Source organism: Cytophaga sp. (assembly GCF_051961495.1).
Taxonomy (GTDB): Bacteria; Bacteroidota; Bacteroidia; order Cytophagales; family Cytophagaceae; genus Cytophaga.
Genome location: NZ_JBQCDF010000172.1, coordinates 1 through 21,684, shown reverse-complemented (window position 1 = coordinate 21,684; position 21,684 = coordinate 1). Strand labels below are relative to the sequence as shown.

Sequence of the window (21,684 nt, the reverse complement as noted above, 5' to 3'; positions counted from 1 at the left end):
ATAAAAATCCTAACTTACAGGATTAATAATCATCAAATGATCAATACTTTATCTATTGTTATTCCTGCCTACAACGAAGAGCATACCATACATTTAATTCTCAACCGTGTATTAGATGTCTCATTAAGCAATAACATTCAAAAGCAGATTATCTTAGTAAACGATTGTTCGAAAGACAATACTAAAAATACCATTGAACAATATATAGCCGAACATCCGGGCCACGATATTACACTTTATAACCATGACGTTAATAAAGGTAAAGGTGCTGCATTACATACAGGTATTGAAAAAGCTACCGGTGACGTAATCATCATCCAGGATGCCGATCTTGAGTATGACCCGCGCGAGTATAATCTGCTGTTACAACCGATCATAGAAGGTTTTGCCGATGTTGTATATGGTTCCCGCTTTATTGGCGGAAAACCACACAGAATCTTATTTTTCTGGCATACAATCGGCAATAAAATGCTGACCATGGCAAGCAATATGTTTACCAATCTGAATTTAACAGATATGGAAACATGTTATAAGGTTTTCAAAAAAGACATCATCAAGAATATTTCCCTTAAAGAAACCCGCTTCGGATTTGAACCGGAAGTAACAGCTAAAATCGCTAAAGTCCCGGATATACGTATCTATGAGGTTGGTATATCTTATTATGGGCGTACGTACGAGGAAGGCAAAAAAATCGGGATGAAAGATGCTTTCAGAGCATTGTATTGTATCATTAAATATTCCCTATTCTAGAAATGAGCCAAAGCTTTACATACAAAGAAATTGATATCGAAGGAATGGATACTCTGTCTGTCCTTTCCGATGCAGATAAGCTTAACAAATGGTTTTTCGATGTGATCCGTCCTTATTGTTCAGGTGAGATCTTAGAAGTTGGTTCTGGCATTGGTAATATTTCACAGTTTTTTATTGAGAATAAATTATCGATTACGTTATCAGATATCCGATCAAATTACCTTGAAGCATTGAGCAAACGTTTTCCTTCTTTCAATAAAAAGAAAATGATTTTGTTTGACCTGGTGGATCCGGATTTTGATAATAAATACCTGCATTTATTTGGATCCTTTGACACCATATTTGCCTTAAATGTTGTTGAGCATATTGAACAGGATGCTTTGGCCATAAGCAACTGTCATAAGCTGCTGAAAAAAGGCGGTAATCTTATTATTTTAGTTCCTGCTTATCAAGCTTTATATAACCGTTTTGATAAAGAGTTAGAGCATTATAAAAGATATAATACCCGTAGTTTAAATGATCTTTTTATAAAGGCTAATTTCAAAATTGTCAAGAGCCGCTATTTCAACTTTGCCGGAATTCCCGGCTGGTTTGTATCAGGACGCTTGTTAAAAAATAAAATTATTCCGGAAGGGCAATTGAAATTCTACAATAGGCTGGTGCCTTTGTTCAGAATAGTTGACAAACTTATTTTTAACCGTGCCGGCTTGTCCGTTATTACGATTGGTCAGAAATAACTTTCGAACTTCATAAATTAAAAAAGTCAGGGCCTGTTGAAGCATTCAACAGGCCCTGACTTTTTATTGCCCGGATAGCTTATGCTGCTACTGCGCTTTTTTTATAGAATAAATATATAGCACCACCCAAACCAATCACAAATATGATTGAGAATATTAACGAAATTGTTTCTCCTTTATGGTAAGACTGTGGTTCAAATCTAAATTCAATCACGTGTTTTCCGGCAGGTACTTGCATGCCTCTTAACAGATAATCTACCCGGATATGATCAGCCGGTTTTCCATCGATAAAGGCATTCCAGCCCAATCCGCTGTTGTAGTAGATTTCTGAGAACACCGCTAACTGTGGTGTTGCCGCGTTATACTCATACGTTAATTTTTCAGGGTTGTATGAAGTCAGCTTGATAGTCGCAGCACTGTCATACACAGGTTTAAATGAATTGATTTTTGCATAATATTCTGCTGAAATGACTGCTGTTTGTCTTGGATTCAAGCTATCCATCAAAGCCATTTCCTGGTCAGCATTTTTTGCTGTAAGCACATCCTGCACAAACCATGCGTTCCCCAAAGCAGCAGGGTTTGTCTGGGCAACCGGTTCACCATTGGATGGGTTTTGAACAATGAAATACTTTGTATTCAACATGTTCAGAACATTCATATTATTATTGCTGATCTGACGGTCAACCAGATCCTGGAACCTTCTAAGTTTCGCTGCTGAATAGCCGCCTATGGATTTATGGAAATAAGAAGTTGTTGCATCATTAAATGTACTGACCGTTGCATTATACACCCTGAAGTTCGGATCCGGATCCTGCAGAATGCGGTTATCGGCATCTGTTGGCGCAACGCTAAGCTTATTCGACTTACGTTTTTTAAAGTCCGCATCATTGAGGTAACGCTTACTTACCTGCCATTCATCTACTAATATAAACAAGGTCAACGCAAGGATTAAATATTCAACCTTAAGTACATCTGTAGCCGCATACAGGTACAATATACCGCCCGCCAGTAATATAAACAGCAACGATCTCACAGCATCTGCAGATAATGCGGCAGCACGATCTGTCAATAATGCTTCATACATGGCATTGGCAAATTCAGGTTTCTGAGAAGCCTGTGTCCATGATTCTATAAAATCCTTTTTAGATTTCTCTGCCGCTATAGCATCACTTTTTTCAAACGATTCGAACGATGAACCAAAAAGCCAGAATATTAAAGCCAGCCCGCCTACGATACCGATGCTGAACTGCAAATATTTCTTTAATTTTTGTTTATCGGTATCCAATAATTCACTTAACCCCCAGACAGATAACCATACCATAAACATGGCCACTATGGCATGAATCATTGTTACCGCACGAAACTTGTTGTACATAGGGAAATGATCGAATACGAAATAGTTGAACTGCGGAAAATTCTGACCCCATGCCAGCATCGTAAATACAATCACTACTCCCAGCATCCACCACTTCATCGGATCTCTTACTACAAAAAGAGCCAGCACAAACAAGAAGCAAACGATTGCCCCCATGTAGGCAGGTCCGCTGGTGCCCGGCTGGTCACCCCAGTAAATCGGCCATTGCTCTGCCTTGGCAAACTTTGCGGCATTTTCTTTCCCGAAACTGTCTTCTATCGTTTCATAGATCGCTGATTTTTCATCTAAAGCAGCACCGGATTTACCTCCTTTAAAATTTGGTATCAGGTAATTGAATGTTTCAGAAACACCGTAACTCCAGCTGAATGCATAATCTCTATCCAAACCACTTTCAGATTTCACTTCTTCTTTTCCTTCTCCCGCAGTTTTTATCGGCGTTAATTCTGCAGGGCCTCTGATTGTGTATTTTTGATATTCATACATTACCCAAAAACGTGTTGCCATAGAGCCCAGCACAACAATACTGATACCTAACACGATTGCGCTTGAAATAAAAAACTCTTTAATCTTTTTGGAAAGAATCGAACGTACAAATTCAACAATTGCATAAACAACAAGCGCGATGGCCAGGTAATACGTAATCTGAATGTGATTTGCGTACAATTCCATCATCATAAAAATCGCTGTCAGTAAAGCACCTTTTAAATATTCTCTTCTATACACTAACACGATGCCAGCCGCTAATGGCGCACAAAAAGCGATAGCTAATACTTTAGACGCATGGCCTGCTTCAAGACTGATCAATCCAAAAGAACTGAATCCAAATGCAATAGCTCCTAAAAAAGAGTAGAGCGGTTTGTTACCCATAGCTGCCATTGCAATATAAAAGCAGCCAACCAGCAGGAATATATAATTGATGGGGTCCGGCAGGATATACGAAACAAATGAAGCAGCTTTGGCAGTCCAGGAGTTATCATAATCTATTTTAACTGTATAGGAAGGCATACCTCCAAACATACTGTTTGTCCATAACGGATATTCGCCCGTTTTTTTATGGTATGTTTCAAGTTCCTGTGCAGCACCGGTTGCTTGTACCAAATCGTGCTGAGCTAATTTTTTATTATCTAAAACAGGTTTGCAGTAGATTGTTGTCAAAACGAGTAATGCAAACAGCGCAAGTAGATGGTATGCAAACTTCCCGGAAAATATATTTTTCATGATATAAGAAATAAATAATAGATTTTAAATTTGATTTATTAGTTGTGCCAGTTGTTGTTTTGATAAAAAGACTGAATTATTATCAGAACGTAAACAAAAAGGATTTTCAATTTTTCTTGCACCGAAAGAGCTTGTCCAGTATGCTTCAATCTCTGGATCATGTTTATTAGGTAACAAAATAAAATATTCTGCAGATTCAAGCGTATAACGTGCATCATCCTCAGTAATCATATCTTCATGCAGCTTTTCTCCTACCCTTATGCCTATGTAGGTCTTTTCACAACCCGCACACACTACATCTGCAAGATCTTCAATCCGGAATGACGGACTTCTTGGTACAAGCACTTCGCCGCCTAACGAATGTTCCAAAGCAAATAGCAACACGTTTACAGCTTCATTAAATGTAATACAGAAACGAGTCATTTCCGGATGCGTGATCGTCAATGCTTTTTTGCTTTTCTGTTCCATGAATAATGGAAGTACCGAACCGCGTGATCCAAGGATGTTTCCAAAACGAACAATGGAGAACTTTGTTACGCCATATTTATTCGCATCAATAAATAATTTATCAGAAATCAATTTGGAAGCTCCGTACACACTTTCAGGAGAAGCTGCTTTATCTGTAGATAGTGCAATCACTTTTGACACGCCTTGCTGTAAACAGGCGTCAATAAGATTGATTGCTCCAATAACATTGGTTTTCACGCATTCCCGTGGATTGCTTTCTGTTGCCGGCACATGTTTTAATGCAGCCGTATGAAAAACCACATCAACATCAATCAGCGCTTTGCATAATGTTTCGGCATCACGGATATCTCCCAAAATAAAACTGATTTTACCCGCTTCAGATTCGGCCTGGTAGTTCGCTTGCATCTCCGATTGTTTCAATTCATCCCTGGAGAAAACAATAATCTTTTTTTGTCCGATTTCAGGGGTACGCAGTAACTTTTCAATTAATCTTGATCCTAAAGAACCTGTTCCGCCGGTAACCAGTACAACTTTATTTTTTAATCCGTGCATCTGAAAATCAATATATACTCAATTCGGTTACGATTAATATTTTTTATTGAAAAAGATATATTTCCAAATATACCGAATCACAATATAAAAATGGGCAAAAGTGGTATAGATTAAACCATAATGTTCTACGTAAATAGACCAGCGTTCTTTCCAGCCTGTCTTTTGATTTTGTATGGATAGTCCTCCCACCAAATAATTGGAAAGAATGCTGTTACAATTGATTGTATTTTTTGATTTTTCCAGACAGGAGATTACCCAGTCAATATCAGCGCTGAATCTGTACTTCAGCTGATATGGAGCAGTAATTGTACGTTTGGGAATAAACGATTGATGACACACAACCATGCCCATAATCATCGAGCGCGTGGTTAATGTTGAAGGCAGTACACGGGTTGTTTTTTCAGATCTTATACCAACCTGGTTTCCTTGCTCATCAACCAGCATGGTTTCTCCATACAGGATATCCGCGTGTGAACCATGGAGCTTCAGGTGTTCAACCGTATCTGCACTGTAAATTCCATCTCCTGAATTCATAAACCATACAAATTGTCCTGAAGCCATTTTCAATCCTTTATTCATGGCATCGTACAAGCCACAGTCTTTTTCAGAAACAAATGTCAATAAAGGAAAAGGCAATTGCGTAAGCCATTCTTTGGTGCCATCTGTAGAGCCTCCATCAATAACCAGCCATTCAAAATCCGTACACGTTTGTTGGCGGATCGATTGAAAGGTATACTGCAGGCCCGGAAGGTTATTGTAGACGACAGTTATTATGGTTAAAAATGGTGGGGTATTGTTCATTTCTGCGGCTTCCTTTTCATGCAACGTAGAGACGAATTTACTCTAAATAATAAAAAGTGTCTATTTATTTTAACCTTAAATTCAATAAAGAGCATGCATTTGATTTCTATTGTATGATTTTTTTAGTAAAATTGGGCGTTGGAATGCTGATTGGGTAGTATTTGCCTCCAAAAATCCACCTCTTTATTTGAATTTGTTTGACAACTCATTAATAATGAAAAAAATAGCAGTGTATACTTCTGGAGGGGATGCTCCAGGTATGAATGCATGTATCCGTGCAGCGGTTCGTGCAGGTCATTACCATAACCTCGAGGTTTATGGCATAGTTCGGGGATATGACGGGATGATTAATGGGAACTTTATCGAACTTGACAATCGTGCTGTTAGCAATATCATTCAAAAAGGCGGAACGATCTTAAAATCTGCCAGAAGCGAAGAATTCAGAAGGCCGGAAGGCAGAAGAAAGGCATTTGAACAAATCCAGAAATTTGGCATTGACGGTTTGGTTGCCATTGGTGGCAACGGCACTTTCACGGGTGCTGAATTATTTTACAATGAATACCAGATTCCTTGCGTTGGTGCACCTGGTACAATTGACAACGACTTATACGGTTCAGATTTCACTATTGGATATGACACGGCAGTAAACACTTGCCTTGCAGCAATCGACAAGATCCGGGATACAGCAGATGCACATGAGCGTGTATTCTTCATTGAAGTAATGGGTCGTGATACAGGATATATTGCTGTTCGTTCTGCTATTTCAGGCGGAGCGGAAATGGCTATTATACCGGAGTTTCCTTATGACAAAAATGTTGTCATAAATCGTTTGAAACATGGCACAAGCGATGCTAAAGCTTCTCATATTATCATTGTTGCAGAAGGTCATCAAGAAGGCCGTGCAAGTATGATTGCAAGAGATATCAAAGAAGCTCTGCCTCAACTGGATTGCAGAGTAACTACATTAGGCCACGTTCAACGTGGAGGCGGTCCATCTGCAGCTGATCGCGTATTAGCCAGCCGTTTGGGTCTGGCTGCTGTTGAAGGTTTACTGGAAGGTAAAGCAAATGTAATGGCAGGAATTATCGATCACAAAGTTGTTTATACACCTTTCATTGATACAATCACAAAAAGAAAACCAATAAATGAAGATCTGCTTTCACTGGCAGAAAAGTTAAATGGCAGAAAATACGAAGTATAGTTTTCATTGACATTTAAAATAAAAAAAGGAAAGAGTAATCTCTTTCCTTTTTTTTATTTTAAATGCATTTTATTGAAGATGGGATTCAATAAAGGATTCAATCTCTTTTAGCTCCCCAGGGTGAAACCAAACCACTTCGGCATCTCTGCTAAACCACGTCAACTGACGCTTGGCATACCTCCGGCTGTTACGCTTCAACAGACGCACCATCTCTTCGCGGCCATAGTCCCCATCAATAAAACCAAATATCTCACTGTATCCTACCGTTTGCAGGGCATTCAGGTTTCTATATTTTATATTGGCACGCGCCTCCTCTTCCAGCCCTGCCGCAAGCATCAGATCCATTCTCCGGTCAATACGTTCATACAGATCCTCCCTCGGCATATTCAAACCAATCTTAATACTTTTAAACGGCCGCTCTTTTTTTGTACCTGTTTTAAAAACCGAAAGCGGTTTCCCTGTTTGCCGGTACACTTCGATCGCCCTGAAAACACGTGAAGGATTCTGCAGATCAATTTGCTGATAGGTTGCATCATCTATTTCTTTCAGCTCTTCCACCATTGCCTCCAGACCTCTTTCTGCAAATTCCTTGTTCAGTGCCTCCCGCAGTTCCTGATCTGTTTCAGGCAGTTCATCCATTCCTTCAAGCAAGGCCTTCACATACAAGCCTGTCCCGCCGCAGAGGATAACAACATCATGTTTTTTAAACAATACATCCAGTAACTGTAATCCTTCCCGTTCAAAAATCCCTGCATTAAACGGCTCTTCAATGGATAAAGAATCTACAAAATAATGCGGCACTCCGTCCTGCTCTTCCATACTTGCCTTTGCCGTGCCAATGCTTAACTCCTTATAGATCTGGCGCGAATCTGCCGATAACACGCAGGTCTTATAACGTTTGGCTAATGCAATGGATAAGGCCGTTTTACCCACAGCCGTAGGACCCACAACCGCAATAATGTATTTATTTTTCACAGGCCAGGAATAATTGGAAATGCTTACCGTTATATTTAGTGAAGATAAAGGATTTCATTATTTTTATAGAACAATTCAACAAAAGAATGTTAGAAATAATCATTGTTGCAGGTGCCCGTCCCAATTTTGTTAAGATTGCACCTTTAATTCATAAGCTTTTAAAAGAAGAAAAAATCAATTATACGCTCGTGCATACAGGTCAGCATTATGACCCGCTTATGAATGAAGTTTTTTTTGAAGACCTCGCAATCCCTGCTCCAAGTTATCACCTGGGTATTACAGGAGGAAGCCAGAATAAACAAACAAGTGAAATCATTACCGGCTTTGAAGAATTCCTGAAAGACCATTCAGCCAAAGCGGTTATTGTTGTTGGAGACGTTACTTCAACCATGGCATGCAGTATTGTTACAAAGAAACTTCACAAAGACCTGATCCATATTGAAGCAGGCCTGCGCTCACATGACCGTAAGATGCCGGAAGAGATCAACCGCATCCTTACAGACTCCATCACCGATTATTTCTTTATTACTTCCAGAGAGGCGGGTAATAACCTGCTGAGAGAAGGAATCAAAGAGGAACAGATTTTCTTTGTAGGAAATATCATGATTGATTCCCTGATCAAGACTCTTCCCTTTGCGCAAAAGCCTGACATATTCAGAATCTATTCCCTTGAAGAAAATAATTATTATCTGCTAACCCTGCATCGGGCCGACAATGTAGACAACCCGGATGTCTTGGCAGACATTCTCCGAACAGTTTCCCGTTCTATCGGAAACAGAAAATGCATTTTCCCGGTGCATCCACGCACAGAAAAAATGCTGCGCGGCACTTCCATATTCAATGAGATCAGCAATATCGAATTCATTGAACCCCTTCGTTACCTGGAGTTTCTTTACATGCAAAAGAATGCCAAAGCTGTAATCACCGATTCCGGAGGTATCCAGGAGGAAACAACATTCATGAAAGTTCCCTGCATTACTTACCGGACAACAACCGAACGTCCGGAAACAATTTCTACAGGTTCGAATGAACTTGCTGTAAATCTTGAAAGCCTCCAGAACTTACTGTTTAAACTGGAATCAAACCAATGGAAAAACTCTGATATTCCTGAGCTATGGGACGGAAATACAGCAGAACGTATCGTTCAAAAACTCCATGATATTTATTCAATAGATAATGACTAAAAAAATCCTCTTAGGCACCTTCGCTGTTCGTTTGCTGATAGCTATAAGCACCTTTGTCGTGTTTATAGTTTCAGCAAAACTTCTGGGGGCAGAAGGAAGAGGAACGCTCAGTATATTTATTGCTAACGTCACAATCGTACAACTGGTCAGTGAAATTATTTTCGGTCCCGGATATATTTATTTAACACAACACGTACCATTTAAAAAATTATTTTTTTCCGGCATAGCATGGAGTTTACTCGCAAGTATTGTAGTACCTGTTGTACTTTATTACACACACATTCAAACGCGTGAACTACTTCCCTATTTATTTATCAATAGCTTTTTGCTGGCTGTTATTACGGGCATTAATTACCAGCTGCAAGCTACCCGTCAAAGTATTGGTTTCAACTGTATGAATGGCGTCCAGGCAATTACAAGCATGGCATTTGTCTGGCTGATGCTGCAAACAAACCTTACGACAGAAGCATTCTGCATGGCTTTACTCTACTCTTATACAGTAACAATTATCACTGGTTTATTTTTCCTGTTAAAATTTTATTTCAATACAAACTTCCAGCCAGGTAGATCAGACAAAACGATCGGTTTCGCGCTTAAAAATGGTTTAATAGCCCAGTACAGCAATCTGCTAAACTTTGCGAACATGCGTATTGGCTTTTATCTGATTTATTTAATCCTGGGAGATATTAAAGAACTTGGGATTTATGCAGCTGCAGCTTCCCTGGTTGAAGCAGTATGGATAATCAGTAATACACTGGCTACCTGGCTGTATCCCCAGATTGCAGCTTCAATGAACAGACAACAGCAGATAGAAAAAACACAATCCTTTGCATCGGTTGCTTTTTGGTATAGCTTTGCTGCCTTGATACTTTTATTTTGTATACCTGAATCATTTTTATTGTTGCTTTTCGGAAATGACTTCGTAGGTATAACACATTATATAGCCATCTTATTGCCTGGCACACTCATAGCAGCCTATGGGAAGATATACTGGAATTATTTTGCAGGCACCGGCCAGTTTAAAATCAATAACTACTCCTCGCTTATATCAACACTTGTAGCATTATCAGGTTCTATACCACTAATGTATTATTACCGCATTGAAGGACTGGCGCTTTCAACCAGTTTAAGTTATATGGTATATGCATTCTTATTAATACTGATTTTCAGGCAGCAAAATCATTTACCACTGAAAGCAGTTCTTCCATCTTTTAAACTTTTTCCGTAACAGCATATGTGTGGCATCAGTGGCATCGTAAGTAAACAAGGCAATACAAACATTGTTCCGCTGTTGGTAAAAACAACGGAGTTACTTGCACACCGCGGTCCTGATGATGAAGGCTATTTTTTCATGCATGCTGCTTCACAAAACTGTTACTACGGAGAAGCGACGCCAAAATCTGTTTTAGAATATACACTTCCCTACACGCCAAAACATGCGGTTGAAGAAGCGTTCAACCAGCATGCCTCTTTGGGTTTAGGACATCGGAGACTTACAATCCTTGATCTCAGTCCCAACGGGCACCAACCGATGTGCCTGTCAGATGATCTTTGGATCGTATACAATGGTGAGGTGTACAATTATATTGAAATCCGTCAAACGTTAATACAGAAAGGATATACATTCAAAACAAGTACAGACACCGAAGTGCTTCTGGCAGCATACCAGGAATGGGGCATTCACATGCTTGAAAAATTAAATGGTATGTGGGCCTTTGTTATTTACGACAGAAAGAAAAACATCCTCTTCGGCAGTCGGGATCGTTTCGGCGTTAAACCTTTATATTATACAGCAACGGATGCGTTCTTCGCATTTGCCTCTGAAATCAAGGCATTGACGCATCTCACCGATACAGAGATTAATACAGAAGCTGCCTGGGAATATCTGGTACATGGTAAACATGAAACCATACGTTCTACCTTATTCAATGATATCTGTGAATTAAAACCTGCCGAATATTTTATCTATGATCTGGATTCCAACATCCATGAAATAAAAAATTATTACCAGCTCGAATATAATACAGCCTGGGAAAGCTATACGAAACAACAGCTGGATACACAAGTTGAAGAAATTCAACACCAGCTAAAAGAATCGATCCGGATCCGCATGCGATCTGACGTGCCGCTGGGAGCCAGTCTGAGCGGAGGCCTGGATAGCAGCACGATTGTTCAGCATCTGCTTGCCATGATGTCTGAAAATCATTCCACAACCCTGCTCAATTTATTTACAGCACACTTTCCGGATGTTAAAGAAGATGAATTCAGTTGGGCGGAAAAAATTGCGAAACAAAAAAATACACACTGGCACATTGTGGAACCTAACGCAACAGAGCTTGCTACAGAACTGGATGACCTGATTTATACGCAGGACATTCCCTTCTTTTCAATGAGCGTGTATTCGCATTACAAGCTCATGCAACATTTCCAAAAGCATGGCATTAAAATAAACTTCGACGGACAAGGCAGTGATGAGTTATTCGGCGGTTATCAGAAACATTATAATTGCTTCCTGTGGGATGCACTCACGCATTCAGATTATACTGTATTCCTTGAAAATATAAAAAGCCCGAATTTCTCCAGCTTTAATAGCCCTAAAAAATTTCTGAAACAATTCGGAAAACAAACCATACAATCCTTACCTCTGCTGCAAAATATCTATACACCGCAGATTCAGAAATACCTGAATACGGATTTTGTAAGATCTTTCTCATCAAACATCTCTTCTTATAGAAAAGAAGAAAAACTACAGCCGCTTAATCAGTTTTTACATCAGCAATTTTGTGGTCCCGACCTGAAGGTGCTCTTACGCATGGGCGATAGGAATTCTATGCGTTTTGGTGTTGAATCACGAACTCCTTTCGCAGATGATCATATCCTGATTGAAAAAATATTTTCTCTTTCTGCATCACTGAAAATTCACAAGGGGCATAGCAAATACTTATTGCGCAAAGCAACTAAAAATTTTTTACCGGAAGAAATCAGGTTAAGAAGAGATAAGGTTGGATATGCAACGCCTGAAGCTGCCTGGTATAAAGCAATCCATAAGGAACTATACGATTCTATACCTGAACAGGATGATGAATTTATTCTATACAGTAAATTGAAGAAAGATTGGTTCAATCTCATCCAATCATCCAACGATCCCGGTCGCTTGTGGCGGATCATCAATTTTATGAAATGGAAAGAAGGTATTAAATAACTTTTTCTTTCGGACAGCAAAAAATATTATTCCCGGAACTTTTTTGTATTGCCTGAACCGGAGTATATCCCTTTTCCTCATCAATATCCAAAAACACATAATTCAATCCCTGAAACAGCTCATTGAGCCGCTGTGTATGTTCGTTATCTAAAACTTCCAGCAATATAACAGGCCTCAGATTTTTCAAGTGCGCTCCCATGCCCGATAAAACCTCTGCTTCATGATGCTCCACATCCAGCTTAATCAATACATGTTGCTTATCTTGAAACAAATCTGTCATATGATCCAATCGTATACTTTTTACCGGATACGATGCAGGTACATTGCTTTTAGATACATGCGCCGTGTATTCATTTCTCCCGCCTTCATCCACTAAAAAAATTTCACCTTCAATATCACTCAAGGCTACATTATGCAACTGAATATTAAAATGATTGATTGCATTGTTAGAAGCCAGTTTTTCATATATCCGTTTAACGGGTTCAAAGGCGTGGATTTCAGCACCAGGATTCAATGCTGAAGCAAGCAATGAATACGTACCAGTATTAGCTCCAATATCAAGAATCAGATCACTTACCTGAACATACTTCATCCATAGCTGAATAGAATACTTCTCGCATGCACCTGCGCCTTTCCAGAAATGATCTGATTCCATTGCAAAACCAGTCCCGTGGTGATGCATTAAAAAAGTATGCTGCGGATCAATTTCAACTTTAAAAATCCCTTTAAAATATAAATGACGAAAAATTTGCGGAGCAGGAATGTATAAAGACCTCCATACCAAAAACAATTGTTTCTTAAGAGGTACTAAAGCATATAGGCTCAATAAAATATTTTTGATCTGCGTTTTTATCATCTGTTATTGAAATTTACACAAGACCATTCTCTGTGCAGATACGGTTGTAAATCCCAAGCAATACTTTTTCCTGCTCCTGCCAATTGATTTCCTTCGCTGCCTGCACCAGATTTTTTTTCCATTCCGCGTATGCCTGCGGATTATCGTATACCCATTGAATGCGCTCTGCTATGTGTTTTGGTTCATACGATTCAACAAATGTTCCGATCCCATACAGATTCATGATACGCTCTACTTCCTGTAAACGAGAAGCCAGGACAGGTACGCCGGCATGCACATAGTCAAATACTTTATTCGGGAAACTATAAATGTAATTTTCGCTGATTGGTTTATCAACAGTCACTCCCAATTGCGCCTGCATAGTATATTGCTTTAAGATATGATGAGGTACCTTCGGTACAAACCGTACACGATTCCCCAATGCCTTTTCTTTTACAATAGCTTTGAGTACATCAATCACATCTCCGCTTCCGACAAACAACAACAGGAAACGCTCATCCAGGTATTCCATAGCCATCGTCAGTTCTTCAGTTCCGCGGGCCACGTTAATTCCCGTCCCCTGGTAGATCAGTATAAATTTATTCTCGACACCTTCTAATTTGTATTGAGGATCAAATGCACTTTCCTGTAGGATAGGTACATTCATCACAACTTCTACAGGTTTTTTAAATTCTTCTACAAACAAACTTCTCTTTGCAAAATTATCTGTATAGATGTATTTCACTTTCGGGAAGATCCATTTTTCAATACTCTTCCAGATCTTTTGTACTCTTGGACGCGCGATCAATTCAGGCACACCGGTGAAATATTCGTGATTGTCGTATGCCAGTGACACCCGTTTGATTTTCGATACCAGGTAATTCGGAAGTAAGGTATCCAAATCATTCGCCAGTAAAATATCTACTTTATGAAACAGCAGATAAAAAAACAAATACAGGTTGTATTGTGCATAAAACAGCGGGCCCTTTTCAAACCATAAATGAAAGCGATGTGTTTTATATGGCCGTATATCCATGGGCATACTATCCTTCTTCTTCCGGCCAACCAACAAAATTTTATAGCCATGCGTATGCAGGCTATTGCATACTTTGTATACGCGTTGATCGGTTATTAAATCGGTTGTTACCGAAACGATGATTGTTGCTTTATTCATTATGCGTGCTTGAAAATCCGGAACGGAAACGGGAGTCTGTTTTTATATACTAAAACAAACTGTTCATCCTGTGCTCCGAAATTTTTATTAAAATCAGCAATCACGGGTAAATTTGACCCGCCAAAATGAACACGAAGGATTCCATCCTGTTCATATTTCTGCTGAATGATTTTATATAATAAGTAATGTAACAGGCTATGCTGGCGCGCCGCCTCGTTGCTGAAGCATGCCACCAGATAAATCCGGCCGTGTATATATATGTAAAACTGTCCGCAGGTAAACACACCATTGCAATCTTTAATGCCTTCGATGAATCCATACCCTTTCGCAATAGCCATATCAGCCAACTGCTGTAGTATCACATAATCCGATTGTTTATATGGATTGCCTTTTTCTTTTAATTCTTTTTTTAATGCCGCAACAAAGAATTCTGTCGGTACGGCAGTAAGCGCTGTGAGCTCCGCACTTTGAGCCTTGCGGATATTCCTACCCCATACTTTTGTCGGGAAGCGAATACCGTCTTTCAATTCCAGCAACTGGTGTCGCCTGGGAGAAGTATATTGTTTCTCTTCAACCAAGGTGGCATCTGTTGTATAACAGATGTATTTAAAATTCTGCTGTAAAAGAGTGAGCTGCTGTTTGATTTCATCTGCATAAGACTGATCGCCGTAGAGTGAAATTTTCTGAACAAAATTCGGCAGGTCAAAGAACATTCCCAATAACTTTTTATTACTAAAAACCGGAAATACTGCTTTGTAATCATCTGCGACGAATGCAGACCAGCCCGGAGCTGCAATATTCAACCAGGATGATAATAAAAACGGATCTGCATCGGCGCATTGTAAAATCAATGCATCCCATTTTTCGAGATCAAGTTCCTGATGTAATACGTGCTTTACCAAAATCAACCTTGTTGTAGATCTGAATAACGTACAAACGTACAGGAATCTTTTACTGATAAAACAAATTCATCCAGCATCTGTAATGAAAACTTACTTTGTGCCTTGGGGTGGCCGATAACAACCATTGTATCATCCTGCTTTTTCAACCGCTTTTGAAACTCAGGTTTCAATAAGGATGCATAATAACCATCACAGCTCAATGCCTGTTGTGAATAGCTCGTAAGAACTTTATTCCGAACGCCCGGCTGCGCCATGGGAACACCATCGCCCATGGATGAATGCAACGGGCGGTTTAAGCGGCCACGCACATACAAATTCCAGAAAAACAACGGCGATAAACGTACTGAAGAAATCGGCAATTCAAGGAAGTAGCCAATGGAATCCTGCTCCAGCGGATCACGCTCAAACAGCCATTGGTCTGCTTGCGGTGCCTTACTGAAATCAAACTGAATGTTTCCTTCATTCAAAAAACCTTTTTCATAAACGGTGCTATCAATCCAGACACCCAGTTTTTTAAATGTTTCAGAAACTTTATTCCAGGGAGGCATACACCAGCCTCCGGCTCTGAAAGCCATGGGAGCTTTACCGGTCAGCTCTGTTATAATTGAATGATACGAAGTTATAATCTGCTGGATGTATTCATCAGAAAACTGATCCAGCCTGTAACGGTCTGTATTCATTTTCCAGCCATTGCCGGTATAAAAGGAATCTTCCCAATGCGGATGAATGTGCAGCTGCATGTCATGCCCAGCTTCTTTCAGCTGGTTAAGCTGGTTAAATACAATCTTTTTTTCATATGCTACAGACGGGTATCTTTTTGAATATTTATCCAAAGCCAGTAAATAGCCGCTATCCACAAAAAAGTTCAGGAATATGCCGTGTTTTTCTGCTATCGCAAGCAGCCGGTCCGTTGGCTCAACCATGCATTGAGCTGCTGTACCACTGTTTACGCCAAAAAACAATTCATAATCGAATGTGAGATATACTTTCATGAAAGATGCTTTAGTGTCTGGTCTCTATTGTAGAAAACAGATATTATAGGTAAATTTATACATAGTAGCGTATACACCCAAATTTGTAACGCATTCATATTTCTCCATCCGAGGAAAGCACCATGACTTCAGAACCAGATTTCCCCTTCCAGCACACGTCAAGAGATGAATTGATTCAACAGGTTAAGGAGTTACAGATCATTAATGCGAATCAACGTCCGGAGAAAGTACTCCAGGAAGCTTTTGAAAAGATCAACCTGCTGGTAATGACAATAGACCAGGATGGTGTTGTTGTGTATGTCAACGATGCATTTCTGGAAGTTATTGGCTGGGAAAAACAACGTATACTTGGTGAAAACTGGAAAGAATTTTTAGAACCCGGCAGAGATAAAAATAAAGAAGAACATATTTACACCCTGATCAAAAAGCAGGGATTTATTGACCAACTGAAACGTAAGTTCCTTTCAAAGGAAGGGGAATACAGAACGATACGCTTCAATGTTGTCATCCATCATCCAATGGATAACAACAAACATTTAACTACGCTTATTGGTGAAGATATAACAGATAAAAAGAAAGTCATCCGCGCGCTGAAAGACAGTAATGAACAGCTGCAGGATCTTTTTGAAAATGCCAATGACTTGATCCAGGTTTTTGATCTTGATGGTAACATTCAGTTTGTAAACCGTGCATGGAAAGAAACCTTACAATATTCAGACGATGAAATTCTAAAATTGAATTTCAGGGATATTATTGCAAAGGATCATGTAACCGTTACACTTGAACACCTGAACAATATCCTTGAAGGAAAAAAGGATGATAAATTCGAAACGGTCTTTACCAGTAAATATGGCCGGAATATTCAGGTAATCTGCAGTGTGAACGTTCGCTTTGAAAAAGAAAAACCCATTGCATTCAGGGGAATTTTCCACGATAATACAGAGCACATGCGTGCTGAACGCGCGCAAAATCTGTATTACAAAATTTCCACTCTTGCGATCAACAGTGATAAGCTTGATTCCCTACTGGATAATATTCACAAAGAATTACGCACCCTGATTGCTGTAAACAACTTCCATGTAGCCTTATACGACCGCGATCACAATTACCTGAACTTTCCTTACTACGTTGATGAAAATATAGGTCCAAAACCTATAAGCATGAAACGTATTGTAGGCAAAGGCTTAACAGAATATTCGCTCTTCAATGAAGAACCAACATTTCTGTATGAAGAAGATATCAAACGGCTTTCTGATGAAGGTAAGATAGAGCTTCTGGGACCAATACCAAAAATATGGCTCGGGGTTCCATTGCGACTTGAGAACAGAACTATTGGTGTAATCTGCGTTAAAAGTCATAGCGATAGAAACAAATACAAGAGAAGGCATTTAGAACTGCTGCACTTCATCTCCGGACAGATCGCGCTTGTAATCGAACGTAAACGTAATGAAGAAAAAATCATTGACCAGACAGCCCGTCTGAATGCGATTTTTGAAAGTAGCTCGCACCTGATCTGGTCTGTAAACCGCAAGCGTGGATTAACTTCCTTCAACCAAAATTATGCGAATGCTATTTTCAGGAAATACAATAAATTCCCTTCCATTTATGACGAGACCGTTGAGAAAGATGTAATGGTTCTGTCGGATCCGGAATATCATGACTTCATAGATAAAAAATACAAAGACGCCTTTAATGGACAACCTCAACATTTTGAAGCATGCAATACCAACCAGAATGGCGAGATTTTCTGGAGAGAAACCTTCCTGAACCCAATCTTCCTGCCCGACGGACGGATCGATGAAGTATCGGGGATCTCGCACGATATTACTGAAAAGAAACAGTGGGAAATAACGATCCAGGAAAGTGAAGAGAAATTCAGAAATATCTTCGAATCGTTCCAGGATATTTATTACAGAACCGACCTGAATGGATACATCACCATGAACTCTCCTTCCGGCTGCGAACTGAGCGGCTATACGCAGGAAGAAATCATCGGCAAGCATATCAGTGAATTCTTTACAACTCCTAAACAGCAGGCTAATCTTATTCGTGAGGTATTAAGAACCGGCCGTGTAAAGAACTACGAAACGAATGTAAACATAAAAGGCGGTGAAGCCATTCAAAGCATCTCCAACATTCGTTTGATTTATAACAATGAAGGTAAACCAATTGGTGTTGACGGTGTTGCCAGAGATATTACTTACTTAAAGAAAGCATCTGAAGAGTTATTGCATGCAAAAGAAATCGCAGAGAAATCTTTAAAAGTGAAAGAAAATTTCCTGGCCAATATGAGCCATGAGATCCGTACCCCGATGAACGGCATTATCGGGATGATTGACTTACTGAATGAAACTCCGTTAATGGAAGATCAGCGCAAGTATGTACAAACCATTAAAAAATCTTCTGAAACATTACTGAATATCCTGAATGACATTCTGGATCTTTCAAAAATTGAAGCCGGTAAAATGCAGCTGCGTTTAGCTCCGATCTCAATTGAGCAAACGATTGAAAAACTCCATGCACTGTTTTACCAGCAGGCGATCCTTAAAAACATTGAACTGCTGTACAGCATTGATTCAAATGTGCCGAAAGTAGTACTGGCCGACGAAACCCGCCTGCTGCAAATCCTTTCAAATTTAACTTCCAATGCAATTAAATTCACTGAACACGGTTCGGTACGCATCCAGATATCCCTGCAATCCAAAAAAGACCTGTTAAATAAAATCCGTGTCAACATCAGCGATACCGGTATCGGTATTCCTGAAGATAAGCTGAATGTATTATTCGGATATTTTAACCAGGTAGATAACTCTTCATCCAAATCTTACGGAGGTACAGGCTTGGGTCTTGCTATCTCGAAAGAATTATCCAAACTCATGAATGGAGAAATCGGTGTACAAACAGAAGCCAACAAAGGGAGTATGTTCTGGTTCACCTTTGAAGCCAATGAGAGTAAACGCCTGGTTGAAAATAAACCCGATCATGCCAGTCCCTTTATTGGTGAAAAGCCAATCAAAGATTATCCTAAAATTTTACTGGTAGATGATAATGCGATCAACCTTTTCGTGGCTTCTGAAATACTTCGTAAGGCTGGTTGTGATATCGATACAGCGGGCACCGGACTTGAGGCAATTCAAAAGGTAAAAGAAAATTCATACAGGATTATCCTGATGGATATCCAAATGCCTCAAATGGATGGTATTCAGGCAACGGAAGAAATCCGGAAATTAAACCTTCCATCTACCCCGCCAATCATTGCCATGACTGCTTATTCCATGAAAGAAGATAAAGAACGGTTTATATTGAATGGCATGGATGATTATATAGCCAAGCCAATCAAGGCTGAAAGTCTGATTTCAAAAGTGAAAGAATGGTTGCACCAGAAGCAGGGCAACAACCCTGAGATGAAAAATATACAACAGACAGATAATAAAATTGAAGAGCAACCGGCCATACTTGACTATGGAGTTTTTGAAAAATTAAAAAATCTCTCCGGACCGGAAATAATTGACCAAATATACAAAGAATTTGAAAATGAGTCACTTGAGCAAATTGTGGATTGTAAAAATTCGCTGCCAATGGGTGACTTTCATAATATTTTAAATAAATTGCACACGTTGAAAGGTGTTTCAGGCACACTGGGTCTGGTGGAGCTTGAGTCCTTATCACGATCCATTGAGACGAAACTAAAACAGGGGTATTATCCCGAATTGGAAGCCGATATAGAACAACTTTCACAAGCACATAACCGTTTCATAGAGCATTACACTTTTATTTTAAATTCAAATACAAAATGAGCGCAAAAAAGGTATTAGTAGCAGAAGATAGTTCTGTCATACAAAACTTAACCAAGAAAATTTTACAGTTCCAGAACTACGAGATTACTGCTGTAAAGAATGGTAAAGAAGTAATGAAGGAACTTGAGAAAGGTACTTTTGACATCATCTTAATGGATATTAACATGCCTCAAATGGATGGTATGACTTGCGCACAGGAAATCAGAAAATTAAGTGATTCGACGAAAGCTGGTATTCCGATTGTTGCTATTACAGGTAATGCAAAAAACTACTCAGATGATGATTTCAAATCAGCGGGTATTAACGCTTATCTTCAAAAACCTTTAGACTTTGACAGGTTGGTGGAAGTTGTAAAAGAGTATACTGCTTAATCGTATCCATGGAGGTTAAATACACAACCCAGTTTCTAAGCAAGCTGGAAGATATATTTTCAGAGTCAGACTACATGTTGCGTTATGAAAAAGGCAACTTCAACTCCGGCTATTGCCTGCTGAAAGAAACGCATGTAGCAATAGTAAATAAATACTATCCTCTGGAGGGAAAAGTAAATTCCCTGATTGAAATTCTAAAACAAATAGAATTGAATACTGATAAAATGACTGATAAAAACAAAAAGTTATATCAGGAAATCCACAAAGCATAATTCGTGTTAAAAGCTACTTTTTTAGGAACAGGCACTTCACAAGGCATACCTGTGATTGCCTGCGAATGCAGCGTTTGTAAATCTTTTGATTACAGAGACAAACGTTTACGCACTTCCATATACATTGAAACCGACAATGTAAAACTTGTTATTGATACGGGACCTGATTTCAGACAACAGATTCTGCGCGAAAGAATCAAATCACTTGATGCCATACTTTTTACGCACGAACATAAAGATCACATTGCCGGTCTTGATGATGTACGTGGATTTAACTATGCACAAAAGCGTGACATGCCTGTATATGCCCGCCACAATGTGATTGATGCATTGAAAAGAGAATTCGCATATATTTTTGCTGAGTACCAGTATCCGGGCATTCCACGGATTAATATCCATGAATTGAAAAATGAACCTTTTGAAATCCAGGGTGAACGCATCATTCCTATTGAAGTAATGCATTACAAGCTTCCGGTATTTGGTTTCCGCATCCAGGATTTTACATACATAACAGATGCTAATTTTATTTCAGATACAGAGATTGAAAAAATAAAAGGTTCTAAAATTGTAGTTCTGAATGCCCTGCAGAAAGAACATCATGTATCCCATTTCACCCTTGAGCAGGCTATTGAAGTCATTCAGAAGCTTAATCCCGAACAGGCTTATTTTGTGCATATGGGCCACCGGTTAGGTAAACATGCCGACGTTGAAAAAGAACTTCCGGCGAATATCCATTTCGCCTTTGATGGTCTTACACTTGAATTGTAATTTTAATTTTCAAACATTCTGATTTGTGAAATTACAACTCTGGACCATTGGCAAAACAAATGATGCCTACCTGAAGGATGGCTGTGCCCAGTATACCAAGCGCCTGCCGC

18 protein-coding genes and 1 pseudogene are annotated in these 21,684 nt (G+C 39.4%); 11 read left to right on the top strand and 8 right to left on the bottom strand.

Annotated features, from left to right (window positions below):
* Positions 1-36 precede the first annotated feature (36 nt).
* Together ACTHJT_RS09045 and ACTHJT_RS09040 are read left to right on the top strand one after the other, a co-directional pair.
* Positions 37-750 carry a glycosyltransferase family 2 protein gene (locus ACTHJT_RS09045; protein WP_440237700.1) on the top strand — a complete coding sequence of 238 codons (714 nt, stop codon included), beginning with the start codon at positions 37-39 and terminating at the stop codon, positions 748-750.
* A 2-nt stretch (positions 751-752) separates the two neighbouring features.
* Entirely contained in the window at positions 753-1,487 is a 735-nt protein-coding gene (locus ACTHJT_RS09040; protein WP_440237699.1) for a class I SAM-dependent methyltransferase, read from the top strand.
* A 79-nt stretch (positions 1,488-1,566) separates the two neighbouring features.
* Here the strand turns inward: ACTHJT_RS09040 and ACTHJT_RS09035 are convergent, their stop codons facing one another.
* Genes ACTHJT_RS09035 through ACTHJT_RS09025 form a run of 3 tightly spaced genes read right to left on the bottom strand, consistent with a single transcriptional unit; the run spans position 1,567 to position 5,901 of the window.
* Positions 1,567-4,080 (bottom strand): hypothetical protein, encoded by a 2,514-nt coding sequence (locus tag ACTHJT_RS09035; RefSeq protein WP_440237698.1) that lies wholly within the window; start codon positions 4,078-4,080, stop codon positions 1,567-1,569.
* Between the two features lie 24 nt (positions 4,081-4,104).
* Positions 4,105-5,100, bottom strand: a complete 996-nt coding sequence (locus ACTHJT_RS09030) for an SDR family NAD(P)-dependent oxidoreductase (protein ID WP_440237697.1) — start codon at positions 5,098-5,100, stop codon at positions 4,105-4,107.
* 33 nt (positions 5,101-5,133) lie between these two features.
* Entirely contained in the window at positions 5,134-5,901 is a 768-nt protein-coding gene (locus tag ACTHJT_RS09025; protein ID WP_440237696.1) for a glycosyltransferase family 2 protein, read from the bottom strand.
* Positions 5,902-6,115: 214 nt separating this feature from the next.
* Between ACTHJT_RS09025 and pfkA the strand changes: the two genes are divergently transcribed.
* On the top strand, positions 6,116-7,102 hold the full coding sequence (gene pfkA, locus ACTHJT_RS09020) for a 6-phosphofructokinase (RefSeq protein ID WP_440237695.1): 987 nt from the start codon (positions 6,116-6,118) through the stop codon (positions 7,100-7,102).
* Between the two features lie 69 nt (positions 7,103-7,171).
* On the opposite strand, the gene miaA is transcribed toward pfkA, so the two are convergent.
* The gene (gene miaA, locus ACTHJT_RS09015) at positions 7,172-8,077 is read right to left on the bottom strand and encodes a tRNA (adenosine(37)-N6)-dimethylallyltransferase MiaA (protein ID WP_440237694.1); all 906 of its coding nucleotides are present in this window, start codon (positions 8,075-8,077) and stop codon (positions 7,172-7,174) included.
* Between the two features lie 86 nt (positions 8,078-8,163).
* Here miaA and wecB point away from each other — a divergent pair, with 86 nt between their 5' ends.
* Genes wecB through asnB form a run of 3 tightly spaced genes read left to right on the top strand, consistent with a single transcriptional unit; the run spans position 8,164 to position 12,463 of the window.
* Entirely contained in the window at positions 8,164-9,261 is a 1,098-nt protein-coding gene (gene wecB, locus ACTHJT_RS09010; RefSeq protein WP_440237693.1) for a non-hydrolyzing UDP-N-acetylglucosamine 2-epimerase, read from the top strand.
* On the top strand, positions 9,254-10,489 hold the full coding sequence (locus tag ACTHJT_RS09005; protein ID WP_440237692.1) for a polysaccharide biosynthesis C-terminal domain-containing protein: 1,236 nt from the start codon (positions 9,254-9,256) through the stop codon (positions 10,487-10,489). Before wecB ends, ACTHJT_RS09005 begins: the two co-directional genes overlap by 8 nt.
* 6 nt (positions 10,490-10,495) lie before the next feature.
* Complete coding sequence (gene asnB, locus ACTHJT_RS09000) at positions 10,496-12,463, top strand: asparagine synthase (glutamine-hydrolyzing) (protein ID WP_440237691.1); 1,968 nt, start codon at positions 10,496-10,498, stop codon at positions 12,461-12,463.
* Here asnB and ACTHJT_RS08995 read toward each other — a convergent pair.
* Genes ACTHJT_RS08995 through ACTHJT_RS08980 form a run of 4 tightly spaced genes read right to left on the bottom strand, consistent with a single transcriptional unit; the run spans position 12,456 to position 16,366 of the window.
* Positions 12,456-13,319 (bottom strand): FkbM family methyltransferase, encoded by an 864-nt coding sequence (locus ACTHJT_RS08995; RefSeq protein ID WP_440237690.1) that lies wholly within the window; start codon positions 13,317-13,319, stop codon positions 12,456-12,458. The genes asnB and ACTHJT_RS08995 overlap by 8 nt on opposite strands.
* Before the next feature lie 13 nt (positions 13,320-13,332).
* Positions 13,333-14,472 (bottom strand): glycosyltransferase, encoded by a 1,140-nt coding sequence (locus tag ACTHJT_RS08990; protein WP_440237689.1) that lies wholly within the window; start codon positions 14,470-14,472, stop codon positions 13,333-13,335.
* Entirely contained in the window at positions 14,472-15,374 is a 903-nt protein-coding gene (locus tag ACTHJT_RS08985) for a hypothetical protein (protein WP_440237688.1), read from the bottom strand. The genes ACTHJT_RS08990 and ACTHJT_RS08985 overlap by 1 nt, the downstream gene beginning before the upstream one ends.
* Positions 15,375-15,376: 2 nt before the next feature.
* Positions 15,377-16,366 carry a hypothetical protein gene (locus ACTHJT_RS08980; protein WP_440237687.1) on the bottom strand — a complete coding sequence of 330 codons (990 nt, stop codon included), beginning with the start codon at positions 16,364-16,366 and terminating at the stop codon, positions 15,377-15,379.
* Positions 16,367-16,488: 122 nt separating this feature from the next.
* Here ACTHJT_RS08980 and ACTHJT_RS08975 point away from each other — a divergent pair, with 122 nt between their 5' ends.
* The 5 genes and pseudogenes from ACTHJT_RS08975 to ACTHJT_RS08955 all read left to right on the top strand — a co-directional run.
* Positions 16,489-20,163, top strand: coding sequence for a PAS domain S-box protein (locus ACTHJT_RS08975; RefSeq protein WP_440237686.1), 3,675 nt, complete (start codon positions 16,489-16,491; stop codon positions 20,161-20,163).
* The gene (locus tag ACTHJT_RS08970; protein WP_440237685.1) at positions 20,160-20,534 is read left to right on the top strand and encodes a response regulator; all 375 of its coding nucleotides are present in this window, start codon (positions 20,160-20,162) and stop codon (positions 20,532-20,534) included. Before ACTHJT_RS08975 ends, ACTHJT_RS08970 begins: the two co-directional genes overlap by 4 nt.
* 8 nt (positions 20,535-20,542) lie before the next feature.
* Positions 20,543-20,806 (top strand): hypothetical protein, encoded by a 264-nt coding sequence (locus tag ACTHJT_RS08965; RefSeq protein ID WP_440237684.1) that lies wholly within the window; start codon positions 20,543-20,545, stop codon positions 20,804-20,806.
* 3 nt (positions 20,807-20,809) lie between these two features.
* A complete protein-coding gene (locus ACTHJT_RS08960) occupies positions 20,810-21,574 on the top strand; it encodes an MBL fold metallo-hydrolase (protein ID WP_440237683.1) in 765 nt (254 codons plus the stop codon).
* Between the two features lie 25 nt (positions 21,575-21,599).
* A pseudogene (locus ACTHJT_RS08955) lies at positions 21,600-21,684 on the top strand (23S rRNA (pseudouridine(1915)-N(3))-methyltransferase RlmH); the annotation flags it as partial.

Coding starts and splice junctions, on each gene's coding strand:
- ACTHJT_RS09005 (WP_440237692.1), top strand. CDS start 9,254: ATGACTAAAAAAATCCTCTTAGGCACCTTCGCTGTTCGTTTGCTGATA.
- ACTHJT_RS09025 (WP_440237696.1), bottom strand. CDS start 5,901: ATGAACAATACCCCACCATTTTTAACCATAATAACTGTCGTCTACAAT.
- ACTHJT_RS09030 (WP_440237697.1), bottom strand. CDS start 5,100: ATGCACGGATTAAAAAATAAAGTTGTACTGGTTACCGGCGGAACAGGT.
- pfkA (WP_440237695.1), top strand. CDS start 6,116: ATGAAAAAAATAGCAGTGTATACTTCTGGAGGGGATGCTCCAGGTATG.
- ACTHJT_RS08970 (WP_440237685.1), top strand. CDS start 20,160: ATGAGCGCAAAAAAGGTATTAGTAGCAGAAGATAGTTCTGTCATACAA.
- asnB (WP_440237691.1), top strand. CDS start 10,496: ATGTGTGGCATCAGTGGCATCGTAAGTAAACAAGGCAATACAAACATT.
- ACTHJT_RS08975 (WP_440237686.1), top strand. CDS start 16,489: ATGACTTCAGAACCAGATTTCCCCTTCCAGCACACGTCAAGAGATGAA.
- ACTHJT_RS09045 (WP_440237700.1), top strand. CDS start 37: ATGATCAATACTTTATCTATTGTTATTCCTGCCTACAACGAAGAGCAT.
- ACTHJT_RS08995 (WP_440237690.1), bottom strand. CDS start 13,319: ATGATAAAAACGCAGATCAAAAATATTTTATTGAGCCTATATGCTTTA.
- ACTHJT_RS08965 (WP_440237684.1), top strand. CDS start 20,543: ATGGAGGTTAAATACACAACCCAGTTTCTAAGCAAGCTGGAAGATATA.
- wecB (WP_440237693.1), top strand. CDS start 8,164: ATGTTAGAAATAATCATTGTTGCAGGTGCCCGTCCCAATTTTGTTAAG.
- ACTHJT_RS08980 (WP_440237687.1), bottom strand. CDS start 16,366: ATGAAAGTATATCTCACATTCGATTATGAATTGTTTTTTGGCGTAAAC.
- ACTHJT_RS08990 (WP_440237689.1), bottom strand. CDS start 14,472: ATGAATAAAGCAACAATCATCGTTTCGGTAACAACCGATTTAATAACC.
- ACTHJT_RS09040 (WP_440237699.1), top strand. CDS start 753: ATGAGCCAAAGCTTTACATACAAAGAAATTGATATCGAAGGAATGGAT.
- ACTHJT_RS09035 (WP_440237698.1), bottom strand. CDS start 4,080: ATGAAAAATATATTTTCCGGGAAGTTTGCATACCATCTACTTGCGCTG.